We start from the raw sequence: 25,362 nt of genomic DNA on the forward strand, positions 1-25,362 counted from the left end.
CGCCCGACCGTATGCAGGGTGTCCGTTTCGGCGGCGCATGACAAGCTATTGAAAAACAATCAGCGCGCTCGGAACCTGATGATATGACAGACCTTTCCCACCCGGCACCTCGGTTTTCGGCAAGCGATGCAGAGGGCCTTGCAAAAGATTTCTTCGATGTCACCGGCACTGCAACGCCCCTGGATGGGGAGCGTGATCGCAATTACCGGCTGGAGACTGGCGTAGATGCAGGCTGGATACTGAAAATCGTCAATGCCAGCGAGCCCAGGGTAGAAAGCGAGTTTCAAACCGCGCTACTTGATCACCTGGCCGTGCATGGCGCGCATTTGGGCGTGCCACACCTGCGGGCCAGCGTGACTGGCGACTACCTGCCGTCTGTGGCCAGCAGCACCGGTGAAAAGCACGCTGTGCGCCTGGTCAGCTGGCTGGCCGGCACGCCACTTGCCAAGGCCAGACGCTCCCTGGCGTTGATGAGAAACTTCGGCCAGGCACTCGGTGAACTTGACCGTGCCCTGCAGGGCTTCATGCACCCGGGCGCAGTCCGCGACCTGGACTGGGACTTACGCCATGCTGCGCGCTCCCGTTCGCGGCTGCACTGCATCAAGAACCCTGATCGCCGGGCCGTTGCCGAGCGCTTCATCGCCCGGTTCGAACAGACTGTACAGCCTAAGCTGGCTTCCCTTCGGGCCCAGGTGATTCACAACGATGCCAACGACTGGAACATCCTGGTCGATGCCGAAACGCCCCATAGCGTGACTGGCTTCATCGATTTTGGGGATGCCGTGCACACCGTTCTGATTGCCGAGGTCGCGATCGCCAGCGCGTACGCCATTCTCGACATGGACGACCCGATCGGCGCTGCGGCTGCGCTGGTGGCCGGCTTTCACGAAAAGTACCCGTTGCAAGCGCAAGAACTTGATGTGTTGTTCAACCTGATTGCCATGCGCTTGGTCATCAGCGTGACGTTCTCCGCTTCCCGGCAGGATCAGACAGACGACAACCCCTATCTGGCGATCAGTGAAGCGCCTGCCTGGCGTCTACTGGAACAGCTCGATTCGATGAACCCACGGTTGGCCACCGGCATTTTGCGCAAGGCCTGTGGTTTCGATGCCATCGAAGGTGCGGGGGAAGTCCGCCGCTGGATTGCCGACAACCACAAGTCGTTTGCCGACCTGGTGCGCCCGTCAGCCGCCATTCTGGACAAGGTCATCGCGCCGTTTGGCGATGCCAGCCACGAGATGACCATTGCCTCGGCCCAGCAGCGCCCTGCAGATGCGACGCGGTGGTGGAATGAATTCTCTGCCGCGCACAAGGCCCCGCTGGGCATCGGCCCATGGGGCGAGGTACGTGCCGTCTATACCGACAGCGCCTTTGAGTCTCGCTTCATCAAGGGGCAGTACCGGACCCTGCATGTGGGGGTAGATTTGCTGATGCCAGCGGGTACGCCGCTGTACGCACCGATTGCCGGCACCGTCAGAAGCGTCGAGGTCGAGCCAGACCCGCTGGGTTATGGCGGCCTGGTGATGCTCGAGCACACCCCGCCCGGTTGCCCGCCATTTCTGACACTGTGGGGGCACATGGCCCACGAGGCGCTCAGCCGTTTGAGGGCCGGTGACCAGCTCGAAGCCGGCGACCTGGTCGGTTACATGGGCAGCGATCACGAGAACGGCGGCTGGATTCCCCACCTGCATCTGCAGTTGGTCACCGATACCCAGTTGCGCGCGTGCGAGGTCATTGGCGTGGGTGAACCAGCGTACCGCGAAGCGTGGGCCGACCTGTTCCCCGACGCCTCGGCCCTGGCCGGTATCCCGCCAGAGACCTACAGCCAGCAGGGCATGACCAAGGCCCAGATCATTGCCAGGCGCAAGGAACTGCTGCTACCCAACCTGTCCATTTCGTACACCGACCCGATCAAGTTCGTGCGCGGTGATGGCGTATGGCTGATCGACAACTTCGGGCGGGCCTACCTGGACTGCTTCAACAACGTGTGCCACCTGGGCCATAGTCATCCCGACGTGGTCGAAGCCTTGACTCGCCAGGCTGCGCTGCTCAACACCAATACCCGCTACCTGCACGACAACATCGTCGAATACGCCGAACGCCTGACCGGCACTTTGCCCAAGGGCCTTTGCGTAGCATCCTTTGGCTGCTCGGGGAGTGAGGCCAACAGCCTGATGCTGCGTATGGCGCGCAACTACACAGGCAGTGATCAGGCAATCGTGCTGGACTGGGCCTACCACGGCACCACTCAGGAACTGATCGATCTGAGCCCTTACAAGTACAAGCGCAAGGCGGGCAAGGGCAGGGCGGCGCATGTTTACGAGGCCGTGGTCCCGGACAGCTACTACGCCCCCGAGCACTGGCCCGTGGAAGCGCACGGCAAGCGCTTTGCCGAGTCGGTGGCAGAGCAGTTGGATGCCATGCGCAAGGCAGGCAAGCGCCCCGGGTTTTTCATTGCCGAGTCGATCCCGAGCGTGGCGGGGCAGGTGTTTTTGCCCGAACACTACCTCGAGGAGGTGTACGCCATGGTGCGAGCCGAAGGTGGGCTGTGCCTGGCCGATGAGGTTCAGGTCGGGTTTGGCCGGGTCGGCAGCCACTGGTGGGCATTCGAGACCCAGGGCGTGGTCCCGGATGCCGTCAGCATGGGCAAACCCATTGGTAACGGCCACCCGATGTCGGCGGTAGTGACCACGCGCGAAGTTGCCGATGCTTTCAACAACGGCATGGAGTATTTCAATACCTTCGCCGGTAACCCGGTGTCATGCGCGGTAGGCCTGGCGGTACTCGATGCAATCGAGCGCGACCAGTTGAAAGAAAACGCCTTGAGTGTCGGCCATTACCTGCTCGAGGGTTTGCGCAAGCTTCAGCAGCAATTCGACGTGATTGGCGATGTGCGCGGGTTGGGGCTGTTCCTCGGCATCGTGCTGGTCACCGACCGCAAGTCGAAGGCGCCAGCCACGGCCCTGGCCAGAAAAGTGGCTGATGGTGCCCGGGAGCGCGGCGTGTTGATCGGCACCGAAGGCCCGCATGACAACGTGCTGAAAATGCGGCCTTCGATGATTTTCAGCCGGGCCAATGCAGACTTCCTTCTCGAGGTGCTGAAAGACAGCTTCACCGCGGCGCTTAAATAGCGTTTCAGCGCGGGCAGGGCGTGCGCATGTGCACGCCCTGCGGCGCACCTATCTGGCGAGCCGGCCAGCATCAAGCGCCTCTGATGCTCAGGCCTTCGCGAGCCTGGCCATGCAGGCCGGACGCCTCTGGCAACGCCGTGACCTTGATCGCGCGCACCGGCACGGCGAACTTGGCGCCGATTTGCGAGAACCGCTCCAGCAGCCTGAAGTTGATCGCCTGCTGAATGTCCATGTAAAGGTTGTAGCCTGGGTCCTGGACGATGTAGACACACTCGAACTCCAGCGCCTCTTTGCCGAAGCCACGCAGGTGAGCGCGGTCGAAACGCGCCTGCTCCTGTGCCTTGATGGCGTCTTCGACGATGCCTGGCGCTTTCTTCACGGCCTCGGTGGGCGTGTCGTAGGAAAGCCCGAACTCGAACACGATGCGACGCTCTTGCAGGCGCTTGTAATTCTGGATGGTGCTGCTGATCATGCTGGCGTTGGCCATGACGATCTGTTCGCCGCCGAGGCTGCGGATGCGTGTGGTTTTGAGGCCGACGTGCTCAACGGTGCCCGCCAGGGGCCCGATGACGATGAAGTCACCGATCTCGAACGGCTTGTCCACGGCGATCGACAACGAAGCGAACAGGTCGCCAAGGATATTCTGCACAGCCAGCGCTACCGCGATGCCGCCCACGCCAAGGCTGGCGACGAAGGCGGTGATGTTCACCCCCAGGTTCGACAGCATCGCCAGCACTACGACTGACCACAACAGGACCCGCGCGCCCCAGGCCGAAAGGGTTGCCAGTGCGCTGCCCTGGTTCAGGCCGTCGGTACGGTGGCGGGCGAAGTAGCGGCTCAGGCCCAGGCCGATGGCGCGGTTGGCCCACAGGCCAATCTGCAAGGCCGCGACCACGAACCACAGGCTGCTGACCCTGGTCAGCCAGCGCTCGGGCAGGTCGAGCATGCTCAGGCCCACCAGCAAGGAGGCCAGCAACAACAGAAAGTTGCTGGTGCCGGAAAGCACCTTGGCCATTATCTGGCTCAGTGGGCCTTCGTGTTCGGACCAGCGCCGTACCCGGCGCATCAGGAAACTGATGGCGGCACGGGCGACCAGGAAGACCAAGGTGGCGACTGTCAGCGCCACCAGCAGATTGAGAATGGAGATGCCGAATACGGTGGTTTCGGTGAAAAACGCGATGATGCGGTCGTTCATGAGTACCTCGCCTCTGGGTTGATTTGCCAAGGTGCTTTCTTGGGACGTCAAAGAGGCGCAACAGGTCGATCGGATTTCACCACGCTGGGCAGACTGAGTCAGTCCCGGTAGATTTTCTTCAATAACCGCAACAGTTCAGTCCTTTCGTCATCCGAGAGGTTGGATGTCGCCTGGTGATCGCTGTCGGCGGCGATGTGCTTCAACTCCTTCAACAGGGCTTCGCCCGATTTGCTCAGGAAAATCCCATACGAGCGCTTGTCCGGTTTGCACCGCACGCGCACGGCCAGCGCGCGCTCTTCCAGTTTGTTCAGCATTGGCACGACTTGCGGGGGTTCGATTGCCAACGCACGCGCCAGGTCGGCCTGCATCAGCCCGGGGTTCTGGTCGATGATCGCCAGGGCGGAAAATTGTGCCGGGCGCAGGTCATGGGCCGAGAGCCGGGCAATAAGGTTCTGAAACAGCTTCAATTGCGCGCGTCGCAAGGCGTAGCCGATCAAGTCTTCAAGCACCCCTTCTCCCACAGGAGCAGCCACGCAAGCGTCGTCGGTACTACGGGCAGACCTAGCCATCAGGGTTCATGCTCCTCGATCATGGGTAATAAAGTTACCTATTTTGCCTGTCCTTATGCGATTCGGCTAGAGAGGCTTTGGAAAAAGGCAGCGCGCCAACCCATGGGTTAAAGATAAATTTGTTAATGGTTAATTGACATAACTATTTTGACCCGTTAGCGTGGCCCCATCACCTCGAACAACAAGAGTGCAGAACCATGAGCAAATACGAAGGCCGCTGGACCACCGTGAAGGTCGAACTGGAAGCGGGCATCGCCTGGGTGACCCTCAATCGCCCGGAAAAACGCAATGCCATGAGCCCCACCCTGAACCGGGAAATGGTCGACGTGCTGGAAACCCTTGAGCAGGACGCTGACGCTGGCGTGCTGGTATTGACCGGTGCCGGCGAGTCCTGGACCGCCGGCATGGACCTGAAGGAGTACTTCCGCGAGGTGGACGCCGGCCCGGAAATCCTCCAGGAAAAGATTCGTCGCGAAGCCTCGCAATGGCAATGGAAGTTGCTGCGTCTGTATGCCAAACCGACCATCGCCATGGTCAACGGCTGGTGCTTCGGCGGCGGCTTCAGCCCACTGGTGGCATGCGACCTGGCGATCTGCGCCAACGAAGCGACCTTCGGCCTGTCGGAAATCAACTGGGGCATCCCGCCTGGCAACCTGGTCAGCAAGGCCATGGCCGATACCGTTGGCCATCGTCAGTCGCTGTACTACATCATGACCGGCAAGACCTTCGATGGTCGCAAGGCTGCCGAGATGGGCCTGGTGAACGACAGTGTGCCGCTGGCCGAGCTGCGTGAAACCACCCGTGAGTTGGCGCTGAACCTGCTGGAAAAGAACCCGGTGGTGCTGCGCGCCGCGAAGAATGGCTTCAAGCGTTGCCGCGAGCTGACCTGGGAACAGAACGAGGACTACCTCTACGCCAAGCTCGACCAGTCGCGCCTGCTGGACACTACTGGCGGCCGCGAGCAGGGCATGAAGCAGTTCCTCGACGACAAGAGCATCAAGCCAGGCCTGCAGGCCTACAAGCGCTGAGTCGCACCGCGGGCGGCGGTGTGCCGCGCCAAAGCCCGTGGGTATTTCTCTATAACGACAACAAGAGGAATGAGCATGTTGCAGGTGCCTTTGCTGATTGGCGGGCAGTCGCGCCCCGCCAGCGATGGACGAACCTTCGAGCGCTGTAACCCGGTGACTGGCGAGGTGGTGTCGCAGGCTGCCGCCGCCACACTGGCCGATGCCGATGCCGCCGTGGCTGCTGCCAGCGCGGCGTTTCCGGCCTGGGCCGCCCTGGCACCGGGCGAGCGGCGCAGCCGCTTGCTGGCAGGCGCTGATCTGTTGCAGGCGAGGGCCGCCGAGTTCATCGCCGCCGCCGGTGAAACCGGGGCCATGGCCAACTGGTATGGCTTCAACGTGAAGTTGGCCGCCAACATGCTGCGCGAGGCTGCAGCCATGACCACGCAGATCACCGGTGAAGTGATCCCCTCGGACGTTCCCGGCAGCTTCGCGATGGCCCTGCGCGCGCCCTGCGGCGTGGTGTTGGGCATCGCGCCGTGGAACGCCCCGGTGATACTGGCCACGCGTGCCATTGCCATGCCGCTGGCCTGCGGCAACACCGTGGTGCTCAAGGCCTCGGAGCTGAGCCCGGCGGTACATCGGCTGATCGGCCAGGTGCTGCACGATGCAGGCATCGGCGACGGCGTGGTCAATGTCATCAGCAATGCGCCGCAGGATGCCCCGGCCATCGTCGAGCGGCTGATCGCCAACCCTGCGGTACGCCGGGTCAACTTCACCGGTTCGACGCACGTCGGGCGCATCGTCGGCGAGCTGGCGGCCCGCCACCTCAAGCCGGCCCTGCTCGAACTGGGCGGCAAGGCGCCTTTGCTGGTGCTCGACGATGCCGACCTGGACGCCACGGTCGAAGCGGCGGCCTTCGGTGCCTACTTCAATCAGGGGCAGATCTGCATGTCCACCGAGCGCCTTGTGGTGGACAGCCGTATTGCCGACGCCTTCGTCGACAAGCTGGCGGCGAAGATCGCCGGGCTGCGTGCAGGTGATCCGCAAGCCAGCACCTCGGTGCTCGGCTCGCTGGTCAGCGCAGCGGCCGGCGAGCGCATCAAGGCACTGATCGACGATGCCGTGGCCAAGGGCGCGCGCCTGGTCAGCGGCGGCCAGCTCGGAGGCAGCATCCTGCAACCGACCTTGCTCGACAACGTCGATGCCAGCATGCGCCTGTACCGCGAGGAGTCCTTCGGCCCGGTGGCGGTGGTACTGCGCGCCGAAGGCGACGAAGCCTTGCTGCAGCTGGCCAACGACTCGGAGTTCGGTCTGTCATCGGCCATTTTCAGCCGCGACACCAGCCGCGCCCTGGCCTTGGCTCAACGGGTGGAGTCGGGTATCTGCCATATCAACGGCCCGACCGTTCACGATGAAGCGCAGATGCCGTTTGGCGGGGTCAAGTCCAGCGGCTATGGCAGCTTCGGCAGCCGCACGGCCATCGATCAGTTCACCCAGTTGCGCTGGGTCACCCTCCAGCACGGTCCGCGTCACTATCCCATCTAGCCGCGGCAGGCCCAGGCCACCGGCAAGATGACCGCCGCCCGTCATTTCGGGCGGCGGCAGGATGTACAACAAGAACAAGGAGCAACCTGCGTGAATAACGAAGCCCGCTCAGGGTCGACCGACCCTGGCCAACGTCCGCGCTACCGCCAGGTGGCCATCGGGCATCCCCAGGTGCAGGTCAGCCACGTCGACGACGTGCTGCGCATGCAACCTGTCGAGCCACTGGCGCCGCTGCCGGCGCGCCTGCTCGAGCGCCTGGTACATTGGGCCCAGGTGCGCCCGGACACCACTTTCATCGCGGCACGCCAGGCAGACGGTGCCTGGCGTTCGATCAGCTACGTGCAGATGCTCGCCGATGTGCGCACCATCGCCGCCAACTTGCTAGGACTGGGCCTCAGTGCCGAGCGCCCGCTGGCGCTGCTTTCCGGCAACGACATCGAACACCTGCAAATCGCCCTCGGCGCCATGTATGCCGGTATTGCCTATTGCCCGGTGTCGCCGGCCTACGCGCTGTTGTCGCAAGACTTCGCCAAGTTGCGCCATGTCTGCGAGGTGCTCACCCCCGGAGTGGTCTTCGTCAGCGATAGCCAGCCGTTCCAGCGCGCCTTCGAGGCGGTGCTGAACGATTCGGTCGGCGTGATCAGCGTGCGTGGCCAGGTCGCAGGTCGCCCCCATATAAGCTTCGACAGCCTGTTGCAACCGGGTGACCTGGCGGCGGCCGATGCGGCTTTCGCCGCCACCGGGCCGGACACCATCGCCAAATTCCTCTTCACCTCGGGCTCGACCAAGCTGCCCAAGGCGGTGATCACCACCCAGCGCATGCTGTGCGCCAATCAGCAGATGCTTCTGCAGACTTTTCCGACGTTCGCCGAGGAGCCGCCGGTGCTGGTGGACTGGCTGCCGTGGAACCACACGTTCGGCGGTAGCCACAACCTCGGCATCGTGCTTTACAACGGGGGCAGTTTCTACCTGGACGCCGGCAAGCCGACCCCGCAAGGCTTCGCCGAGACCTTGCGCAATCTGCGCGAGATTTCCCCCACGGCCTACCTCACCGTACCCAAGGGCTGGGAGGAACTGGTCAAGGCACTGGAGCAGGACCCCGCGCTGCGCGAGGTGTTCTTTGCCCGCATCAAGCTGTTCTTCTTTGCCGCCGCAGGCCTGTCGCAAAGCGTCTGGGACCGGCTGGACCGCATAGCCGAGCAACACTGCGGCGAACGCATCCGCATGATGGCCGGCCTTGGCATGACCGAAGCTTCACCATCGTGCACCTTCACCACCGGGCCTTTGTCGATGGCCGGCTATGTCGGGCTGCCGGCACCTGGCTGCGAAGTGAAGCTGGTGCCGGTGGGCGACAAGCTCGAGGCGCGCTTCCGTGGCCCGCATATCATGCCGGGCTACTGGCGCTCGCCGCAGCAGACCGCCGAGGCGTTCGACGAGGAGGGTTTCTACTGTTCGGGCGACGCGTTGAAGCTGGCCGATGCCAGGCAGCCCGAGCTTGGCCTGATGTTCGATGGCCGTATCGCTGAGGACTTCAAACTTTCGTCCGGGGTATTCGTCAGTGTCGGGCCGCTGCGCAACCGCGCAGTGCTGGAGGGCTCGCCTTACGTACAGGACATCGTGGTCACCGCGCCGGACCGTGAATGCCTGGGCCTGCTGGTGTTCCCGCGTCTGCCCGAGTGTCGGCGCCTGGCCGGGCTGGCAGAGGATGCCAGCGATGCGCAGGTGCTGGCCAACGACACCGTGCGCAGTTGGTTCGCTGACTGGCTGGAGCGCTTGAACCGCGATGCCCAGGGCAACGCCAGCCGTATCGAATGGCTGTCGCTGCTGGCCGAGCCGCCGTCGATCGACGCCGGTGAAATCACCGACAAGGGCTCGATCAATCAGCGCGCCGTGCTGCAGCGGCGCGCCGCTCAAGTCGAGGCGCTGTACCGTGGCGAAGACCCCGACGCATTGCACGCCAAGGTGCGGCCTTGAGTGCGGCCGGGCTGTGCACCGTCTTCGAGGACACGGCCATCGTCCAGATGGTGCGCACGCCCTGGGTCGACCTGGGTGGCGCATTGGCCGCGATCTCGCCCATCGACCTGGGCATTCAGGCCGGCCGCGCGGTGCTGGCACGTGCAGCTGCCGCCCCTCAGGCGGTAGACAGTGTGCTCGCCGGCAGCATGGCCCAGGCCAGCTTCGACGCCTACATGCTGCCACGCCATGTCGGCCTCTACTGTGGCGTGCCGCAGTCGGTACCGGCACTGGCGGTGCAGCGCATCTGTGGCACGGGCCTTGAACTGTTGCGTCAGGCCGGTGAACAGCTGCGCAGTGGCGCCCGCCAGGTGCTTTGCGTGGGCGCGGAGTCGATGTCGCGCAATCCGATCGCGGCCTATGAACACCGGGGCGGTTTTCGCCTGGGGGCGCCGGTCGGGTTCAAGGACTTTCTCTGGGAAGCCCTGTACGACCCGGCTGCCGGCGTGGACATGATCGGTACTGCGGAAAACCTGGCCCGTGCCTATGGCCTCGCTCGTGAAACGGTGGACGCGTGGGCCCTGCGCAGCCATCAGCGGGCCCTGCAAGCCCAGGCGCAGGGCTGGTTCGACGAGGAAATCGTGAGCGTCACCGCGCAGGCACTGGAGGCAGAAGGCTGCCAGCCACGCGGCATTGCATTGCCGCGTGGCGTGAGTGAGGTCAGCCAGGACAGCCACCCACGGCCTACCGACACGGCCGCACTGGCCCGACTGCGCCCGGTGCACGCCGGTGGCGTGCAGACGGCTGGCAACAGTTGCGCGGTGGTCGATGGCGCGGCGGCAGCCTTGGTCACGCGCTACTCCGATTGCACTCATCCGCCTTTGGCGCGCTTGCTGATGGCCACGGCCGTTGGCGTGCCGCCCGGCCTCATGGGCATCGGGCCGGCGCCGGCCATCACCTTGCTGCTCGAGCGAAGCGGCCTGCGCCTGGAGCAGATCGACCGCCTGGAAATCAACGAGGCCCAGGCCGCCCAAGTGCTGGCGGTGGCCCAGGCACTCGAACTCGATGTGGACAAGCTCAATGTCCATGGCGGCGCTATCGCCCTCGGTCACCCACTGGCCGCTACAGGCCTGCGCCTGGTCCACACCTTGGCCCGTCAATTGCGCGACGGCAACTTGCGCTATGGCATCGCAGCGGCATGCATCGGCGGTGGCCAAGGCATGGCGCTGCTGATCGAAAACCCTCATTTCGTTGCCTGACCCGGAGGTATCCGATGACCTGGAAGGCGCCCCTGCGCGACATGCAGTTCGTCTTGCAACACTGGCTGCGGGCCGATCAGGCCTGGGCGCAATTACCGGCATATGCCGACGTCGACCTCGACCTGGCGGCCCAGGTACTGGAAGAGGCGGCCCGTTTCTGCGAGCAGGTGCTGGCCCCTTTGAACAGTTCGGGCGATCGCCAGGGCTGCCAGATGGAGGGCGGGGAGGTACGCACCCCGGACGGATTCCCGGCGGCTTATCGCGCCTATGTCGACGGTGGCTGGCCGTCGCTGGCATGCGCCCCGGCGCTTGGCGGCCAAGGGCTGCCGTTAGTGCTGGAGGCGGCCTTGCAAGAGATGCTGTTCGGCAGCAACCACGGCTGGGCCATGTACACCGGCATCGCCCACGGTGCCTACCTGTGCCTGAAAGCCCATGCATCCGCCGAGCTGCAGGCGCGCTATCTGCCGGGCATCGTCAGTGGTGCCACCCTGCCTACCATGTGCCTGACCGAACCCCAGGCCGGCAGCGATCTAAGCCTGTTGCGCTGCCGCGCCGTGCCCCTGGGCGACGGTGGCTACGCGGTCAGTGGCAACAAGCTGTTCATCTCTGGCGGCGAACACGACCTGACCCGCGACATACTCCACCTGGTGTTGGCCCGGTTGCCGGATGCGCCGCCCGGCAACCGCGGGCTCTCGCTGTTGCTGGTGCCGAAATGGCTGGAGGATGGCCAGCGCAATACACTGTACTGCGACGGCCTGGAACACAAGCTGGGCATCCGTGGCAGCGCCACCTGCGCACTGCGCCTGGAGGGGGCCCGGGGCTGGTTGATAGGCCAGCCCCATGGCGGCCTGGCGGCGATGTTCGTGATGATGAATTCCGCGCGGCTGCATGTTGGCCTGCAAGGCCTGGGGCATGCCGAGGCCGCCTGGCAACAGGCCCGCGACTATGCCCTGGAGCGGCGCCAGATGAGTGCCCCGGGGCGGGCCAAGGGGGGCGCCCAGGGCGCCGACCCGATCCACCTGCACCCGGCCATGCGGCGGGTCTTGCTGGAGTTGCGGGTGCGTACCGAGGGGATGCGCGCGCTGGCCTACTGGACGGCCCAGTGGCTGGATATCGCCGACGCCGCCGTCGAGCCTGCACAACGGGCGAAGGCCGCGACATTGGCGGCGCTGCTGACCCCCATCGTCAAGGCGGCCTTCACCGAGCAGGGGTTCAGCCTGGCAAGCAAGGCCTTGCAGGTGTTGGGGGGCTATGGCTACACCCAGGAGTTTGCCATCGAGCAGACCTTGCGCGACAGCCGCATCGCGATGATCTACGAAGGCACCAACGAAATACAGGCCAACGACCTGATGCTGCGCAAGGTATTGGGCGATGGGGGGGAAGGGTTCGCCCTGCTGTTGAGTGAGTTGCGTACCGAGGCTGCTGCGGACGCTGGCGCCGCTGCCACCGCGTTGGGCAGCGCGTGCGACACGCTGGAGGCAGTGCTGGCCAAGGTGCTGTCGAGGACCGCGGGCGATCCCGAATTTCCGTACCGCGCCGCAGGCGACTTCCTGCAGTTGTTCGCAACGGTGCTGCAGGCCTTCGCCTGGGCCCGCAGCGCGCGCTGCATCCAGGCGTTGCCATTGGGGGCGGCGCAGCGCCGGGAAAAGCAGGAAAGCGTTGGGTTCTTCCTCGGCTACCTGCTGCCCGACCTCGAACGGCAGGGGGCGGCCATCGACGCGGCCGCCACGCCGTTGCCATTCATTGCCGAATCGTTCTGAAACCCACGTGCGAGGTCGTCATGAACACCGGCTGCGGCTGGCGTGCCGAGGGGCGGTAGCGCATGCAGCGGTCCGCCGAACACAGGTGCGAGCCGCCTTTGATTACCGCCACCGGCACGGCGGGGTCTGCCGGGTCGAAGCTGTCACTCAGGACCGGGCCTGAGGGGTCGAGCTTGGCGTCGCGCTGTGCGTCATGGCCTGGCCGATAGCCCGTGCGAGTCAGCTCCCAGACATTACCGCCAGCATCGAACAGGCCAAAGCCGTTGGCCGGGAAGCAGCCCACGGGTGATGTACCGGTAAAACCATCCTTCGCCGCATTGCGATAAGGGAACTGACCCTGCCAGGTATTGGCCATGAGCTTGCCCTTGGGCAGCTCGGTGGTACCCCAGCTGAAGTCGGCATCGGTCAGGCCGCCGCGCATGGCGTATTCCAGCTGCGCCTCGCTGGGCAGTTCGCGGCCTGCCCAGTGGGCATAGGCCTGGGCATCTTCCAGGGCGATCTGCACCACCGGATGATTGTCCAGCCCGGCCAGGCTGCTGCCCGGCCCTTGCGGGTGTCGCCAGTTGGCGCCGGGCACGAACTGCCAGCCGGGGCTGAGCACGTCCGCACCCTGGTGAAACACCATCGCACCCGGTACCCGCAGCGCGTCGGGCAGGGCAGGGTCGTCCTCGACACGGATACCGCGCTCGGCATGGGTGACATACCCGGTGGCCTTGACGAAGCGCGCGAACTGGGCGTTGGTGACCAGATGCACGTCAATCCAGAAGCCGGACACCTTGGCGGGGTGAGGCGGACCTTCTTCGTCGTAAAAGCGGCTTGAACCAAAGCTGAACTCGCCGCCCGGCACGTGCACCATGCCGTCCCGCCAAGGGCCTTGGCGCTGCGCGGGCAGGCCGCTGTAGCCCGTGCACAGCAGCGCCGGCGCCGGGTCTTGCGGCCACACGGCATAGGCGGCGAGCAGGCCGGCGGCGAGTGCTGCGCAGCCGGCTGCCCGGGCGATCATTGCGGCTTGACCAGGATCGGGCTGGCCGGACGGCCGTCGGCATCGATCGCGATGTTGCCGCGTTGGGCATAAGCCTTCCAGTCGCGCAGCATCAGCGCCACCTGCTCGGGGTGCCCTGCGCCGATGTCGTGGTGCTCGCCAGGGTCCTTGCTCAGGTCATACAAGTGCCAGCTCGGCTTGCTGTCGGTGGCATCCCACACCAGCTTCAGCGGGCCCTTGCGCAACGAGGCGCTGCCGTTGATTTCCCACCCCAGGGCTTCGTCATGGGCGTGGATCTGGCTGTCCTTGCCTTGCAGGTAGTTCAGCGCCGATGTGCCTTGCGGCGGCACGATATCGCGGTCGCGGTACTTGACGCCGGGCATCGGCGCACCGGCCAGTTGCAGCAGGGTCGGCATGATGTCGCGGAGGCTGGCCAGCTCTTCGCTGCGGCCGGCCTTGATGGTGGCTGGGTAGTAGACGAAGGCCGGTACGCGGATGCCGCCCTGGTAGGTGGTCATCTTGTAGCGACGGCTGGGCAGGGCGCTGACTTGGGCCCAGGCCGAGCCGATCATCAGGAACGAATCGCGGCGGCCGTAGTTGTCCAGGCGGTTATCGAAGTTTGCCTTGATCCACTCGGGGTCGACACGGGTGGCGTTCTCCGGACCGTTGTCGGACATGAACAGGATCATCGTGTTTTCCAGCTCGCCGGTCTTGCGCAGGTGTTCCACCAGGCGCCCCACCTCGGCGTCCAGCGCCGTGACCATGGCGGCGTATACCTCCATGGTGCGCGCGGACTGGCGTTTTTGTTCATCGCTCAGCGATGCCCAGCTCGGCACGCCTTCCAGTTGTGCTTGCAGGGGGAAGTCGGTGGGCACCAGGCCGGCTTCGCGCTGGCGCTTCAGGCGCTCGTGGGCGATGACTTCGTAGCCTTGGTCGTAACGGCCTCGGTACTGCGCCAGGTACGCATCCGGCGCCTGCAGCGGCCAGTGCGGCGCGGTGTAGGCGGCAAAGGCGAAGAACGGTTTGTTGCTGGCCTTGCCTTGGTCGATCGCGTCGATCAGGCGGTCGGTGTACCAGGTGGTGGAATAGAAGTCGTCGGGCAGCGCGATCGGCTCGCCATTGTGGCGATAGGTGGCGCTGTAGTTCGACTGCAGGTCCATGTTGGCCTGCTTGAAGTGCGCCGCGCCGCCTTCGAGCAGCACGTAGGCCTGGTCGAAGCCGCGGTTGTGTGGCTGTTGGGTCGGTTGCATGCCCAGGTGCCATTTGCCGGCGATGTAGGTGCGGTAGCCGGCGTCGTGCAGCAGTTCGGCGAGGGTCGCGACATTGGCACCGAGCACGCCTTCGTAGCCGGCGCGTACCTCTGCGCCGGCCGGCAGGCGCTTGCGCGTCTCCGACATCATGCCCAGCCCGACCAGGTGTGGATCGTTGCCGGACATCAGCATCGCCCGCGTCGGCGAGCAACTGGGCGCGGCGTGGAAATCGAGCATCAGGCGGCCGTCGGCCAACAGTTTGTCCAGGTTGGGCGTCTGGATTTCGCTGCCCAGGGCCGACAGGTCGGAGAAACCGAGGTCATCAGCGACCACCAGCAGAATGTTTGGTTGTTTAACGGTTGGTGCGGCCATGGCGTGGCTGGCACCGAGCATGAGCACGCCGAGGGCGGCAAGGGGGCGGAGGCAATTCATGGGGGGACTCTTGTTTTTGTAATGGACTCGAATTTTGCGCATGGCCTCTGAATAGACAGCACGCCACTGGATTCTAGCGACGGATGAATGAATGCCGCAGCCGCTCGCTGCAGAAGTGTGCGATTAGCGAACGCTTGATGCTGATCATTCCTTGTACACGGCAAAACGCTATTGACGGCGCATATGGTTAACAAAAATAATCGTTAACAGAGTTATCCAGTTTGTAAGAACAATTATAAAAACAAGTGAAGGGAAATTCTGATGATCAAGCCGTTGAACGGGGTATGCCTGCCCCTCATGGTGCTTTCGCTGTGCCAGTCCGCCTACGCGGCCAGCCCGCTTGAAGAGAGCCGGCCGGGGAGGCCAGGGGCCCCTCGCTGGATCGAGGACTACCGCTTTCTCGACGACCCCGCCAAGGCCACTGCCCCCTTCGATGGCCTGCGCTACCATCGGCTGTCAGAGTCGGCCTGGCTGCAACTCGGGGCTGAGGCCCGCTACCGGGCCGATGCTTCGGACAAACCCTTCTTTGGCCTGCGCGGGCTGAACGACGATTCCTATCTGCAGCAACGGCTGCAGGCCCATGCCGACCTGCACCTGTTCGACGATGCCGTGCGTACTTTCGTCCAGGTCGAGAATACCCGCGCCTTCGGCAAGGACTTGTACTCGCCCAATGATGAAAGCCGCAATGAAGTGCGACAGGCCTTCGTCGATTTCAACCACGATTTCGCCGCCGGGCGCTATACCACACGCGTAGGTCGCCAGGAGATGGGCTTCGGCGACCAGGTGTTGGTCACCTACCGCGACGCGCCGAACATCCGCCTGAGCTTCGACGGCGTGCGCGCCAGCCTCAACCTCAAGGACGGACGCAAGCTGGATGCATTCGCTGTGCGCCCGCTGAAAACCGGTGAAGACAGTTGGGACGATGGCAGCAACAACAACATCAAATTCTACGGCCTTTACGGCACCTTGCCGCTGTCGGCGTCGTGGAACATGGACCTGCTAGCCTTTGGCCTGGAAACCGACGACCGCAGCCTGGCCGGCGAGTCGGGTGACGAGCAGCGCTACACTTTCGGCACGCGGCTGTTCGGCCGCCATCAGGCACTGGACTGGAGCTGGAACCTCGTCGGGCAGACCGGCCACCTGGGCAACGCGTCGATCCGCGCCTGGGCGCTGTCGAGCGACAGCGGCTTCACCTTCACCCACCCCTGGCAACCGCGCCTGGCCATGCGCATCGATGCCGCAAGCGGCGACAGTGACCTGGGCGACGGAAAAGTCGGCACCTTCGACCCGCTTTACCCACGCAATGGTGTCTATGGCGAAGCCAGCCTCACCACCCTGAGCAACATCATCGTGGTGGGGCCGACCTTCGGCTTCTCGCCCTGGCGCACGCTGCGCATCGAGCCCGGCATCTTCGAAGTGTGGAAACAGCGTGAGGAAGACGGCGTGTACATGCCCGGCATGAGCATGTTGGCCAACACCCGCGGCACGGGTCGCCATGTCGGTACCATCTACCGCGCCAGCACGCGCTGGCTTGCCACTCCCAACCTGACCCTGGACCTTGACCTGAAGTACTACGACGTGGGCACGGCCATCAAGGAGGCTGGCGGCGAAGATTCGTCGTTCGTCTCAGTACGTGCCACGTTCCGCCTTTGACCACCCGACCGATAACAACAACAGAGGGCCACACATGCATCATTCATCCGCGTCATCGGGCAAGGCCGTGCTCACCATCGGCTTGTGTTTTCTCGTTGCCTTGCTGGAAGGGCTGGACCTGCAGGCCACCGGCATCGCCGCGCCGCACATGGCCAAGGCATTCAACCTGACCCCTGCCATGCTCGGTTGGGTATTCAGTGCTGGGTTGCTGGGGTTGCTGCCCGGCGCGCTGATCGGCGGTTGGCTGGCAGACCGCTTTGGCCGCAAAGCGATCCTGATCGTGGCGGTGCTGCTGTTTGGCGGCTTCTCGCTAGGGACCGCCCATGCCCAGACCTACGATTCGCTGTTGATCGCGCGGCTGATGACAGGGCTCGGGCTGGGGGCGGCGTTGCCAATCCTGATCGCCCTGGCCAGCGAGGCGGCGCCCGAGCGTCTGCGCAGCACAGCGGTCAGCCTGACTTACTGTGGTGTGCCGCTGGGCGGGGCGGTTGCGTCGCTGATCGGCATGGCCGGCGTGGGCGACGGTTGGCGTACGGTGTTCTACGTCGGCGGCATCGCACCGATCGTGATCGCTTTTGTGCTGATGATCTGGCTGAAAGAGTCCCAGGCATTCCGTGCCCAAGGCGTTGCCAAGGCTGGCAGTGAAGGTGTGCTTACCCAACTGTTCGGGCCGCAGCAGGCAAGCCGCACGCTGTTGCTGTGGGTGGCATGTTTCTTCACCCTGACAGTGTTGTACATGTTGCTCAACTGGCTGCCGTCGCTGTTGATCGGCCAAGGCTTCAGCCGACCGCAGGCGGGCGCCGTGCAGATCCTGTTCAACCTGGGTGGGGCGGCTGGATCGTTCCTGACCGGTCGGATGATGGACCGTGGGTTTGCCGGGCGGGCGGTATTGATCGCCTACGCCGGCATGCTGGCGTCGTTGGCGGGGCTGGGGCTGTCGAGCAGTTTCGGGCTGATGTTGCTGGCCGGGTTCACTGCAGGGTATTGCGCCATTGGTGGCCAGTTGGTGCTGTACGCGCTGGCGCCGACGCTGTATTCGACCCAGGTGCGCGCAACGGGCTTGGGCGCTTCGGTGGCGGTGGGGCGCCTGGGTTCCATGGCCGGCCCTCTGGCGGCTGGGCAGATCCTTGCAGCAGGCGCAGGTGCGGGGGGACTGCTGATGGCCGCGGCTCCGGGCCTGGTGCTCGCGGCGTTGGCGGCACGTGCGCTGCTGAAACACCGAACCCGCACGCAACGCCCGGAGCCGGGTGAGGCTGCGGCTCAGGACCCTGCATAGCGCTTCCTTGGGGGCTAGTGCTGCTTGCGCAATGCCTCCTGCTCCGGTTTGGCGACCGTGACCCGGTTACGGCCCGATACCTTGGAAAGGTACATGGCGCTGTCTGCACTGCTGAGCAAGGCGCCGAGCTCAGAGGCAGGGGCCTTCGCGAACGCTAAACCTATGCTTGCGGTGACCGGGTGTTCATCATTCACACGCAGTTTGGCTATCAGGGCCCGCAGGCGCTCGGCAACCTCAATCGCCGTGTCTGGCGGCGTATTGGGCAGCAGGATGGCGAACTCCTCGCCGCCCAGCCTGCCGGCAATGTCGTTGTCACGCAGGCTGGCACTGATCGCTGCACCGATGCGCTGCAGCACCTGGTCGCCCGCGGCATGCCCGAACGTGTCGTTGATCTGTTTGAAATGGTCGACGTCCAGCATCAACACGGCCATGAATGCACCTGCGTCCTTGCACTGGGCGTGTTGCGTCGACGCGTTGTCGAAAAAAGCACGTCGGTTGTTCAGGCCAGTCAGTTCGTCCGTGCACGAGGCCACCATGGCCAGCCGATGCGCGCGTTGCATTTCGTGTTTCAGGCGCCAGGCCGTCGTCAATGCCGAGGACAGGCTTCGCGTCGCGCTGACCACGAACCAGGCAAACACCAATACCGCCAAGGCTATCCCTTGTTGCAGCGTGGAAGGTTGCAGCAGTAGCCAGCCCGTAGAAGGCAGCAAGACCAGGCCCATCGACACCAGGGTCATGTTGCGGTAAGAGGAGTAGCACGACACCGCGCTGACAGACATGCCGACGGCAAACAGCATGATCAGCGTCTGCCCCAGCGCGTCGTTGGCGGGCATTACGGCAAAGGCGCCCCAGCCCCAGATAGCCGCCGACAGCATCAGCGTGACCCAGTAACGCCACTCCCAGCGTTCGGCCGTGCGCTGGTTGGCGGGTGCTCGCAGATAGGCGAAGAACATGGCGGTACGCACGCCGGTCGACAGGCCCAATAGCGTCATCCAGACCATGACCCTGTGCGGGTCGAAACGCTCCCAGCCCAACCAGCACAGCATTACGGCGGCCAGGAAGCTGCCAAGCACCGCAGGCGCTGACTGGACGAACAGCTGTTCGAGCCGATCCGTCCGTACGGAGCGCGCTATTTCATCGCGGGGATCAAGGTTTGTCATGGCTGGTGACGCCACTGGGGAACGGTAGCAGATTCTGGCACTTTGCCGGCGCCCTGGAAAAGCCTTCTGGCGTTCATGTGTGACGCCGTTCGCCACGATTGAGCGCCAGCGTCAGCAAGCGTTGCGGCAGTGTCACGACAATGTTGATCAACGACTGGCCGCGGGATCAGGCGGCCAGGGCCTTGCATTCCTTCAGGCAGGCAGCGCAGGAGTCTGCACAGGCCTTGCATTCGGGATGCTCGTTTTCGTGTTTGCGGCACTGCGTTTCACAACTGGCACAGACATCAGCGGCCACCTTGGCCATGGCCGGCGTGAAGCGGGAGCCTTGCAGGGCCAGCTTCATCAACGCACTGCAGGTAGCCAGCAGTTCGCTGACGGACTGGGCACAGGCCGCCATTTGCGTGTCACCTTGACCAAGCAGTACCAGACAGTGCGCCAGGCACGCCTCACCGGTCTTCTGGCAATCGCTGCTGCTGTCTATCAGCCCGGCAAACGGCCTGGCGCCGGCAGTGCCATGGTCATGTTGATGTGCGTGCTCATGAGTGGCGGCCAGTGCAGAACTGGTCATCGCCACGGCTACGGCACCTGCGACGGTTTTCAGCATTTCACGTCGTTGCATGGATCGCTTCCTTGATCGAAGTCGGCCTTGGCTGCGCACGGCTGTCCGCGCAGATCAGTATCGCGAACATAGACTGTTTTCCGAGAATCCGAAAGCCAGGTGGTGTCAGTGTGCAACTGTTGGCAGGCCTTGCGGCGATGGCCTCTTCTGCGGGCGTGCAGGCAACACCGCCGACTGCAACTGCCGGCCTACGGGGTGCGCAAAGCACAGGTCGTGCGTCACGGGGCGTTCCTCCACGATGCGCCCGCCGTGTAGCAGCACGACCCGCTGGCAGAAGTACTGCACCAGGCTCAAGTCATGGCTGATCAGCACGAAAGCGGTGCCGCTGCGCTGGCGTAGCGCTTCCAGCTGCTGCAGGACCTGCAACTGCAACAGCCGGTCGAGGTTCGACAACGCTTCGTCGAGCACTACCAGCTGTGGCGAGGCGGCCAGCGCCCGGGCGATGTTGGCACGCTGCAACTGGCCGCCACTCAACTGTTGCGGCAGGCGTTGGGCATGCTCGGCGCGCAGGCCCATTTCCTCCAGCAGTGCAAGGGTGCGCGCCTGCCGGGCGGCTTCATCCATGTCGGTCAGGTGGCGCAGCGGCTCGGCGATGCTCCAGCCGATGCTGCGCTGCGGGTTGAAAGCGCCAGGGGCGTCCTGGAACACCAATTGCACCGTGCGCTGAAAGGCGCGCGCCTGCTCACCTTTGAGCTGGCTGACATCCTGCCCGGCAAAGCTCACCTGGCCCTGGGCCGGTTTTTCCAGCCCGAGCAGCAGCCGTGCGAGTGTGCTTTTGCCGCTGCCGCTGCTGCCGAGCAGTCCGATGGATTCGCCAGCGTGCAGTTGCAGGTCGATACCGTCGAGTACCTGCAGCCAACCGCGCTTGCGCAGCAGCCCCCCTGTACGATAACGGTGGCCAACGTGGTGGACGTGCAGCAGGCTCATGGTTGGCTCCGGCAAAGGACTTGGTGGGCGTGGAGGAGGGTGCGGGCTGTGGCACTGGCGGGGCGCTGGAACAGCTCATGGGCCGGTTGGCATTCAACAATGCGGCCGGCCTCCATCACCGCGACCTGGTCTGCACAGCGCGCTACCACCCCCATGTCGTGGGTCACCAGCAATACCCCCAGCCCATGCACCTGCACCAACTCCATCAGCAGGTCGAGAAAACGCGCCTGGCTCAGGGCATCGAGGTCGCTGGTGGGTTCGTCTGCCAGCAGGAATGGGGTTTCGGCCATCAGCGCCAGGGCGATCATCATCCTTTGCAGCATGCCGCCGCTGAGCTGAAAAGCGAACGATTGCAGCACCCGCTCAGGGTCTGCCAGGCCGACAGCATCCAGGCAGTGGGCCATGCGCGCCCGTGCTGCCGCGCCGGTAATGCCTCGCTGCCTGAGCGTTTCGATGGCATGGCTGGCCATGTTGCGCACCGGGTTGAAGGCGCTGCGCGGGTTTTGCAGCACCAGGCTGGCCAGGCGACCTCGGACACTGCTTGCAGCCAGCGGCTGGCCGTCGAGCAGCAGTTGTCCTTGGGTGCGGGCAAGGCCAGGCGGTAGCAGGTCGAGCAAGCCAAGGCAGCTGAGGGATTTGCCCGAGCCGCTGGCACCGACCAACGTGCAGACTTCGCCGCGGCGCAGCTGCAAGTCAACGCCATGCACCAGCACGCCGGCCTGGGTTTCTATGCGAAGGCCACGGATTTCAAGCAACGACGGACTCATTCAATGGCGCTCCTGTGCAGGGTCCAGGCGGTCGCGCAGCGCATCGCCCAGCAGGTTGAAGGCCATCACCGAGAAGAAGATCATCAGCCCTGGCAACAGCAGCAGTTGTGGCTGCGTCCAGATGAATTCCTTGGCGTCGTTGATCATCACGCCCCATTCGGCGGTGGGGGGCGCCACCCCGAGGCCAAGGAACGACAGGCCGGAGACGTGCAGCATCATGTGGCCGATGTCCATGGTTGCCAGCACCAGCAACGGGCCGGCGATATTGGGCAGCACATGCTGGCGCAGCCGCGCCCAGCGTGAAGCGCCGGCCAGGCGTGAAGCCAATACGTATTCGCGGCCGCGCTGGGCAATCACCAGGCCGCGCACCATGCGCGCATACCAGGCCCAGTGGGACAGGGCGATGGCGATGATCACGTTGCTCAGGCCAGTGCCCAGCAAGGTGACGAAGAAAAACGCCAGTACCAGCGTGGGGAAGGTCATGAACATGTCGCACAGGCGCATCAGCAGCAGGTCGGTGCGCCCGCCGACGAACCCGGCCACACCGCCGACCGCGAGCCCCAGGGCCAGTACCAGCGCCAGGGTCAGCATCACGCTGCCCAAGGACAGGCGCGTGCCGACGATCAACCGCGAAAGCAGGTCGCGCCCGAGGTGGTCTGTGCCCAGCCAGTGACTGGCGTCTGGCGCCTGCAGGCGCTGGCCGAGGTCGACCAGGTCGGGGTCATGCGGGGCGATCCAGTGGCCGAACAGCGCCAGCACCGCCAGCAGGCCGACCAGGGCCAGGCCGATCATCAGGCTGGGGCGGCGCAGCAGCAATGGCTGACGCAGGGCAGCGTGCACACTCATGCGTTCACCCCTTCCAGCCGGCTGCGAGGATCAAGCCAGGCGTAGCACACATCGACTATCAGGTTACAGATCATCAGCAGGCCGGTCAGTAGCAGGGTGAAGCACTGCATCACCGGGAAGTCGCGGTTCAGCACTGCCGACACCGCAAAACGACCAACGCCGGGCCAGGCGAAGATCGTCTCGATCACCAGTGCGCCGCCGATCAGTTCGCCGATGTGCATGCCGGTGGCCGTCACCAGCGGCAGCCAGGCATTGCGCAGGATATGGTCACGCCAGACATGCCGTTCGGGCAGGCCGCGGGCACGGGCATAGGTGACGTGCCGCTGCCCGCCGGCATCCAGCAGGCTGGCACGCAGCAGGCGGGCGTTGATCGACATCGACATCAGGGCGATCGCCAGCACCGGCATCACCAGGTGCCCGGCCCCCCCACGCCCCAGCGGCGGCAGCCAGCCCAGCCACAGGGAAAAAAGCGCGATCAGCAGAAACGCCAGCCAGAAGTTGGGCATGGAGACCCCCAGGAAGGTCACTGCCCGCACGGCGTGGTCGGGCCAGCGCCCTTGCCAGCGGGCCGCCAACAGCCCCAAGGGGATCGACAGCAGCAGCGTGCAGGCTAACGCCAGGCCGCCGAGCTGCAGGGTGGCGGGCAGGTAGTAGAGCAGGTCATCGAGCACGGGACGGCCGGTGATGTAGGAGATGCCGAAGTCCAGATGCACGGCGTTCCACAGCCAGCTCAGGTATTGCGCATACAGCGGACGATCCAGCCCCAGGGTATGGCGGACTTCGGCAATGGCGGCGTCGGTCGGTGGAATGTGCGAAAGCCGAAGGTAGTCCAGCGCCGGGTCTGTGCTGCCCAGGTGTAGCAGCACGAACACCAGCAACGAAGCGCCAAGTATGACCGGCACAAGCAGCGCCAGGCGCAACAGGATGTAGCGCAACATGTCAGTCTCCCTGTTTTGGCGTCATGGTTTCGAACGGCACATCGAACAAGGTGCTGCCGAACTGGACCTTGGCCACCGAGTCTCGGCGCACGCTGATGGCCGTGAGATGCGAGATGGGCAGGTAGACGGCTTGTTCGTGCAAGGTGGTGAGGATGAAGCGGTACTGCTCGGTACGCTGCTGTTCGTCGGTGCTGGCCAGCACTTGGCCAATGCGCTTGTCCAGTTCGTCCTTGATTGCCAGCCCACGTTGGGCCATGTAGTCGGCATGGCCGGCGTAGCGCATGGAGCTGACGAACGAATGCGGGTCGTAGGGCGCGCCCCAGGTGTCGGCGAAGATCATGCCGAAGTCGCCATCGCGTTGGCGCCGCACCAAAGCCCCTTCTTCAACCGCACGCAGGTCGATGTGGATGCCGATTTTCGCCAGCTCGCCCTGCAGCACTTCGGCCAGGCTCTTCTGCAAGGCACTTGTGCCGAGGAATACCAGCTCGATGGCCAAGGGTTCGCCGCCTTTACTGCGCACAGACGCGCCTGGTGCCAGCGTCCACCCGGCAGCATCAAGGGCATGGGCGGCGCGCGCCGGGTCGTAAGGGTAGGGCTTGAGGCCGATATCGGCGTAGGGCATGTTGCTGGCGAACAGGGTATCTGCCCGGGGTTCAAGGCCGTAGAGAATCTTGTCGATGATGGCTTGCTTGTCCACCGCCTCGTTGATCGCCTGGCGTACCGCCAGATCACGGGTAGCACCACGGCCGGTGTTCATCGCCAGGGTGCGGGTGGCCAGCGGTGCCGACAGTGCGGTGGCATAGCCCTGGTCACGCAGGCGCACGAACGTGCCGGCCGTGATTTCGCCGGCGGCGCCCTGGATCAGTTCGACCTCGCCGGCCTGCAGGGCCAGCGCGCGGCTGTTGGGGTCTGGAATGACCTTGACCATGATCTCGCCGTAGGCCGGCTTGGGCCCCCAGTATTGGGGGTTGCGCACGAAGCGGTCGTATTCGCCCAGGCGTGATTCGGCGCGCATCCAGGGGCCGGTACCGGCCGGTTGGCCGGGTTTGGCCTGAGGCGAGGCAAAGCGCAATGGGCGAACCTGGGCCAGCTCCATCAGCGTCGGGTAGTAAGGGTGCTTGAGGACCAGGCGCAGGGTCAGGCGCTCAGGCGCTTCAACGTGGTCCAGTGTGGTCACCAGTTCCATCCAGCGGTGACGCTGAGTGTTGGCCAGGACGGCATCGAGGTTGGCTTTGGCCGCGGGCGCATCGAAGGGTGTGCCATCGCTGAAGCGCACGCCGTCGCGAAGGGTGAACGTGTAGGTCTTGCCGTCGTCCGAAACCTGCCAGGCCTCAGCCAGCCATGGCTCCAGCGTACCCGCTGCGGTATAGCGCACCAGGGGTTCATAGACCATGGCCTGGGCGTACATCTGGTTGGGGGAATAGCCACGCGGGTCGAGCGGCCCGGCATTCACAGGCCAGGAGTACACCAGCTGCGGCCCTTGCTCGGCGGCGCGGCTGGCCGGCGCAGCAGCGCACGCAGCAAGAAGAAGGATGCCCCACAGGGCGGGCTTTCGTTTACCAGGCTGCTGCTTCACACTGCGTCCCCCACTTTCACGGAGGCCGTAGGCTAAAGTGTGGTGGGTATGATGTCTACGTGAAATCATCTTACCGGAAGTTACAGAATGCAACGAATCACCATCACGCTGGATGAAGAGCTGCTCGACGTCATCGATCGGCGGGTGGCGACCCAAGGCTACCAGGGCCGCTCGGAGGCCATCCGCGACCTGTTGCGTGCGGGGATGCGCGAGTCTGAAGCCTTGCCGGACGATGCCGCCTGCGTGGCCGTGGTCAGTTACCTGTACGACCACAGCACCCGCGAACTGCCCAGACGGCTCAACCAGACCCTGCACGCCCACCACGATCTGACCCGATCCACCCTGCATGTGCACCTGGATGCCGGCCACTGCCTGGAGGTTTCGGTGCTGCAGGGCGAAAGCGGCCGAATTGGCGAGTTGTCTCGCCAATTGATGGTTGAGCGCGGCGTGGAACATGGCCAGGTGCAGGTGATCCCGGCTCCGGGGCAGCCGAAGGTGCGCTGAGACGCTGCGTCAC

The 25,362-nt window shown here is 64.5% G+C and carries 20 protein-coding genes; 9 read left to right on the top strand and 11 right to left on the bottom strand.

Features of this window, described 5'->3' with window-relative positions; all coding sequences use genetic code 11:
* The first annotated feature begins 83 nt into the window (after window positions 1–83).
* Window positions 84–3,131: an aminotransferase class III-fold pyridoxal phosphate-dependent enzyme gene (locus ACI7M0_RS12105; RefSeq protein ID WP_129933822.1), complete on the top strand. Its 3,048-nt coding sequence runs from the start codon at window positions 84–86 to the stop codon at window positions 3,129–3,131.
* Between the two features lie 70 nt (window positions 3,132–3,201).
* Here the strand turns inward: ACI7M0_RS12105 and ACI7M0_RS12110 are convergent, their stop codons facing one another.
* Window positions 3,202–4,326 (bottom strand): mechanosensitive ion channel family protein, encoded by a 1,125-nt coding sequence (locus ACI7M0_RS12110; protein ID WP_129933820.1) that lies wholly within the window; start codon window positions 4,324–4,326, stop codon window positions 3,202–3,204.
* A gap of 98 nt (window positions 4,327–4,424) precedes the next feature.
* Window positions 4,425–4,895 (bottom strand): MarR family winged helix-turn-helix transcriptional regulator, encoded by a 471-nt coding sequence (locus tag ACI7M0_RS12115; protein ID WP_012052230.1) that lies wholly within the window; start codon window positions 4,893–4,895, stop codon window positions 4,425–4,427.
* A gap of 197 nt (window positions 4,896–5,092) precedes the next feature.
* Between ACI7M0_RS12115 and ACI7M0_RS12120 the strand changes: the two genes are divergently transcribed.
* The 5 genes from ACI7M0_RS12120 to ACI7M0_RS12140 all read left to right on the top strand — a co-directional run bounded on the left by ACI7M0_RS12120 (window position 5,093) and on the right by ACI7M0_RS12140 (window position 12,419).
* Complete coding sequence (locus ACI7M0_RS12120) at window positions 5,093–5,923, top strand: p-hydroxycinnamoyl CoA hydratase/lyase (RefSeq protein ID WP_010954234.1); 831 nt, start codon at window positions 5,093–5,095, stop codon at window positions 5,921–5,923.
* 75 nt (window positions 5,924–5,998) lie between these two features.
* The gene (locus ACI7M0_RS12125) at window positions 5,999–7,447 is read left to right on the top strand and encodes an aldehyde dehydrogenase (RefSeq protein ID WP_129933818.1); all 1,449 of its coding nucleotides are present in this window, start codon (window positions 5,999–6,001) and stop codon (window positions 7,445–7,447) included.
* 90 nt (window positions 7,448–7,537) lie between these two features.
* Complete coding sequence (locus tag ACI7M0_RS12130; protein WP_129933816.1) at window positions 7,538–9,421, top strand: feruloyl-CoA synthase; 1,884 nt, start codon at window positions 7,538–7,540, stop codon at window positions 9,419–9,421.
* The gene (locus ACI7M0_RS12135; RefSeq protein WP_129933815.1) at window positions 9,418–10,659 is read left to right on the top strand and encodes a thiolase family protein; all 1,242 of its coding nucleotides are present in this window, start codon (window positions 9,418–9,420) and stop codon (window positions 10,657–10,659) included. Before ACI7M0_RS12130 ends, ACI7M0_RS12135 begins: the two co-directional genes overlap by 4 nt.
* 14 nt (window positions 10,660–10,673) lie before the next feature.
* The gene (locus tag ACI7M0_RS12140) at window positions 10,674–12,419 is read left to right on the top strand and encodes an acyl-CoA dehydrogenase family protein (RefSeq protein ID WP_405314599.1); all 1,746 of its coding nucleotides are present in this window, start codon (window positions 10,674–10,676) and stop codon (window positions 12,417–12,419) included.
* Here ACI7M0_RS12140 and ACI7M0_RS12145 read toward each other — a convergent pair.
* Together ACI7M0_RS12145 and ACI7M0_RS12150 are read right to left on the bottom strand one after the other, a co-directional pair.
* On the bottom strand, window positions 12,400–13,422 hold the full coding sequence (locus tag ACI7M0_RS12145) for a formylglycine-generating enzyme family protein (protein WP_129932996.1): 1,023 nt from the start codon (window positions 13,420–13,422) through the stop codon (window positions 12,400–12,402). The genes ACI7M0_RS12140 and ACI7M0_RS12145 overlap by 20 nt on opposite strands.
* Window positions 13,419–15,083, bottom strand: coding sequence for an arylsulfatase (locus ACI7M0_RS12150; RefSeq protein ID WP_129932995.1), 1,665 nt, complete (start codon window positions 15,081–15,083; stop codon window positions 13,419–13,421). Before ACI7M0_RS12150 ends, ACI7M0_RS12145 begins: the two co-directional genes overlap by 4 nt.
* Before the next feature lie 261 nt (window positions 15,084–15,344).
* On the opposite strand from ACI7M0_RS12150, the gene ACI7M0_RS12155 reads away from it, so the two are divergent.
* Both ACI7M0_RS12155 and mhpT read left to right on the top strand, forming a co-directional pair.
* Window positions 15,345–16,736 carry an alginate export family protein gene (locus ACI7M0_RS12155; protein WP_012052237.1) on the top strand — a complete coding sequence of 464 codons (1,392 nt, stop codon included), beginning with the start codon at window positions 15,345–15,347 and terminating at the stop codon, window positions 16,734–16,736.
* 34 nt (window positions 16,737–16,770) lie between these two features.
* On the top strand, window positions 16,771–18,012 hold the full coding sequence (gene mhpT, locus ACI7M0_RS12160; RefSeq protein ID WP_019438196.1) for a 3-(3-hydroxy-phenyl)propionate transporter MhpT: 1,242 nt from the start codon (window positions 16,771–16,773) through the stop codon (window positions 18,010–18,012).
* Between the two features lie 14 nt (window positions 18,013–18,026).
* On the opposite strand, the gene ACI7M0_RS12165 is transcribed toward mhpT, so the two are convergent.
* The 7 genes from ACI7M0_RS12165 to nikA all read right to left on the bottom strand — a co-directional run bounded on the left by ACI7M0_RS12165 (window position 18,027) and on the right by nikA (window position 24,845).
* Window positions 18,027–19,085, bottom strand: coding sequence for a diguanylate cyclase (locus ACI7M0_RS12165; protein ID WP_104962874.1), 1,059 nt, complete (start codon window positions 19,083–19,085; stop codon window positions 18,027–18,029).
* 253 nt (window positions 19,086–19,338) lie between these two features.
* Window positions 19,339–19,791 (bottom strand): four-helix bundle copper-binding protein, encoded by a 453-nt coding sequence (locus tag ACI7M0_RS12170; RefSeq protein WP_108190752.1) that lies wholly within the window; start codon window positions 19,789–19,791, stop codon window positions 19,339–19,341.
* A 105-nt stretch (window positions 19,792–19,896) separates the two neighbouring features.
* On the bottom strand, window positions 19,897–20,718 hold the full coding sequence (nikE, locus tag ACI7M0_RS12175) for a nickel import ATP-binding protein NikE (RefSeq protein WP_108190753.1): 822 nt from the start codon (window positions 20,716–20,718) through the stop codon (window positions 19,897–19,899).
* Window positions 20,715–21,485: a nickel import ATP-binding protein NikD gene (gene nikD, locus ACI7M0_RS12180; protein ID WP_108190754.1), complete on the bottom strand. Its 771-nt coding sequence runs from the start codon at window positions 21,483–21,485 to the stop codon at window positions 20,715–20,717. The genes nikE and nikD overlap by 4 nt, the downstream gene beginning before the upstream one ends.
* Window positions 21,486–22,331 (bottom strand): nickel ABC transporter permease subunit NikC, encoded by an 846-nt coding sequence (nikC, locus tag ACI7M0_RS12185; protein ID WP_129932994.1) that lies wholly within the window; start codon window positions 22,329–22,331, stop codon window positions 21,486–21,488.
* On the bottom strand, window positions 22,328–23,269 hold the full coding sequence (gene nikB / locus ACI7M0_RS12190; protein WP_129932993.1) for a nickel ABC transporter permease subunit NikB: 942 nt from the start codon (window positions 23,267–23,269) through the stop codon (window positions 22,328–22,330). Before nikB ends, nikC begins: the two co-directional genes overlap by 4 nt.
* Before the next feature lies 1 nt (window position 23,270).
* On the bottom strand, window positions 23,271–24,845 hold the full coding sequence (gene nikA, locus ACI7M0_RS12195) for a nickel ABC transporter substrate-binding protein (protein WP_129932992.1): 1,575 nt from the start codon (window positions 24,843–24,845) through the stop codon (window positions 23,271–23,273).
* An 87-nt stretch (window positions 24,846–24,932) separates the two neighbouring features.
* Between nikA and nikR the strand changes: the two genes are divergently transcribed.
* Entirely contained in the window at window positions 24,933–25,349 is a 417-nt protein-coding gene (nikR, locus tag ACI7M0_RS12200; RefSeq protein WP_010954217.1) for a nickel-responsive transcriptional regulator NikR, read from the top strand.
* Window positions 25,350–25,362 lie beyond the last annotated feature (13 nt).

The organism is Pseudomonas sp. 10(2024) (assembly GCF_045164175.1).
Lineage (GTDB): Bacteria > Pseudomonadota > Gammaproteobacteria > Pseudomonadales > Pseudomonadaceae > Aquipseudomonas > Aquipseudomonas alloputida.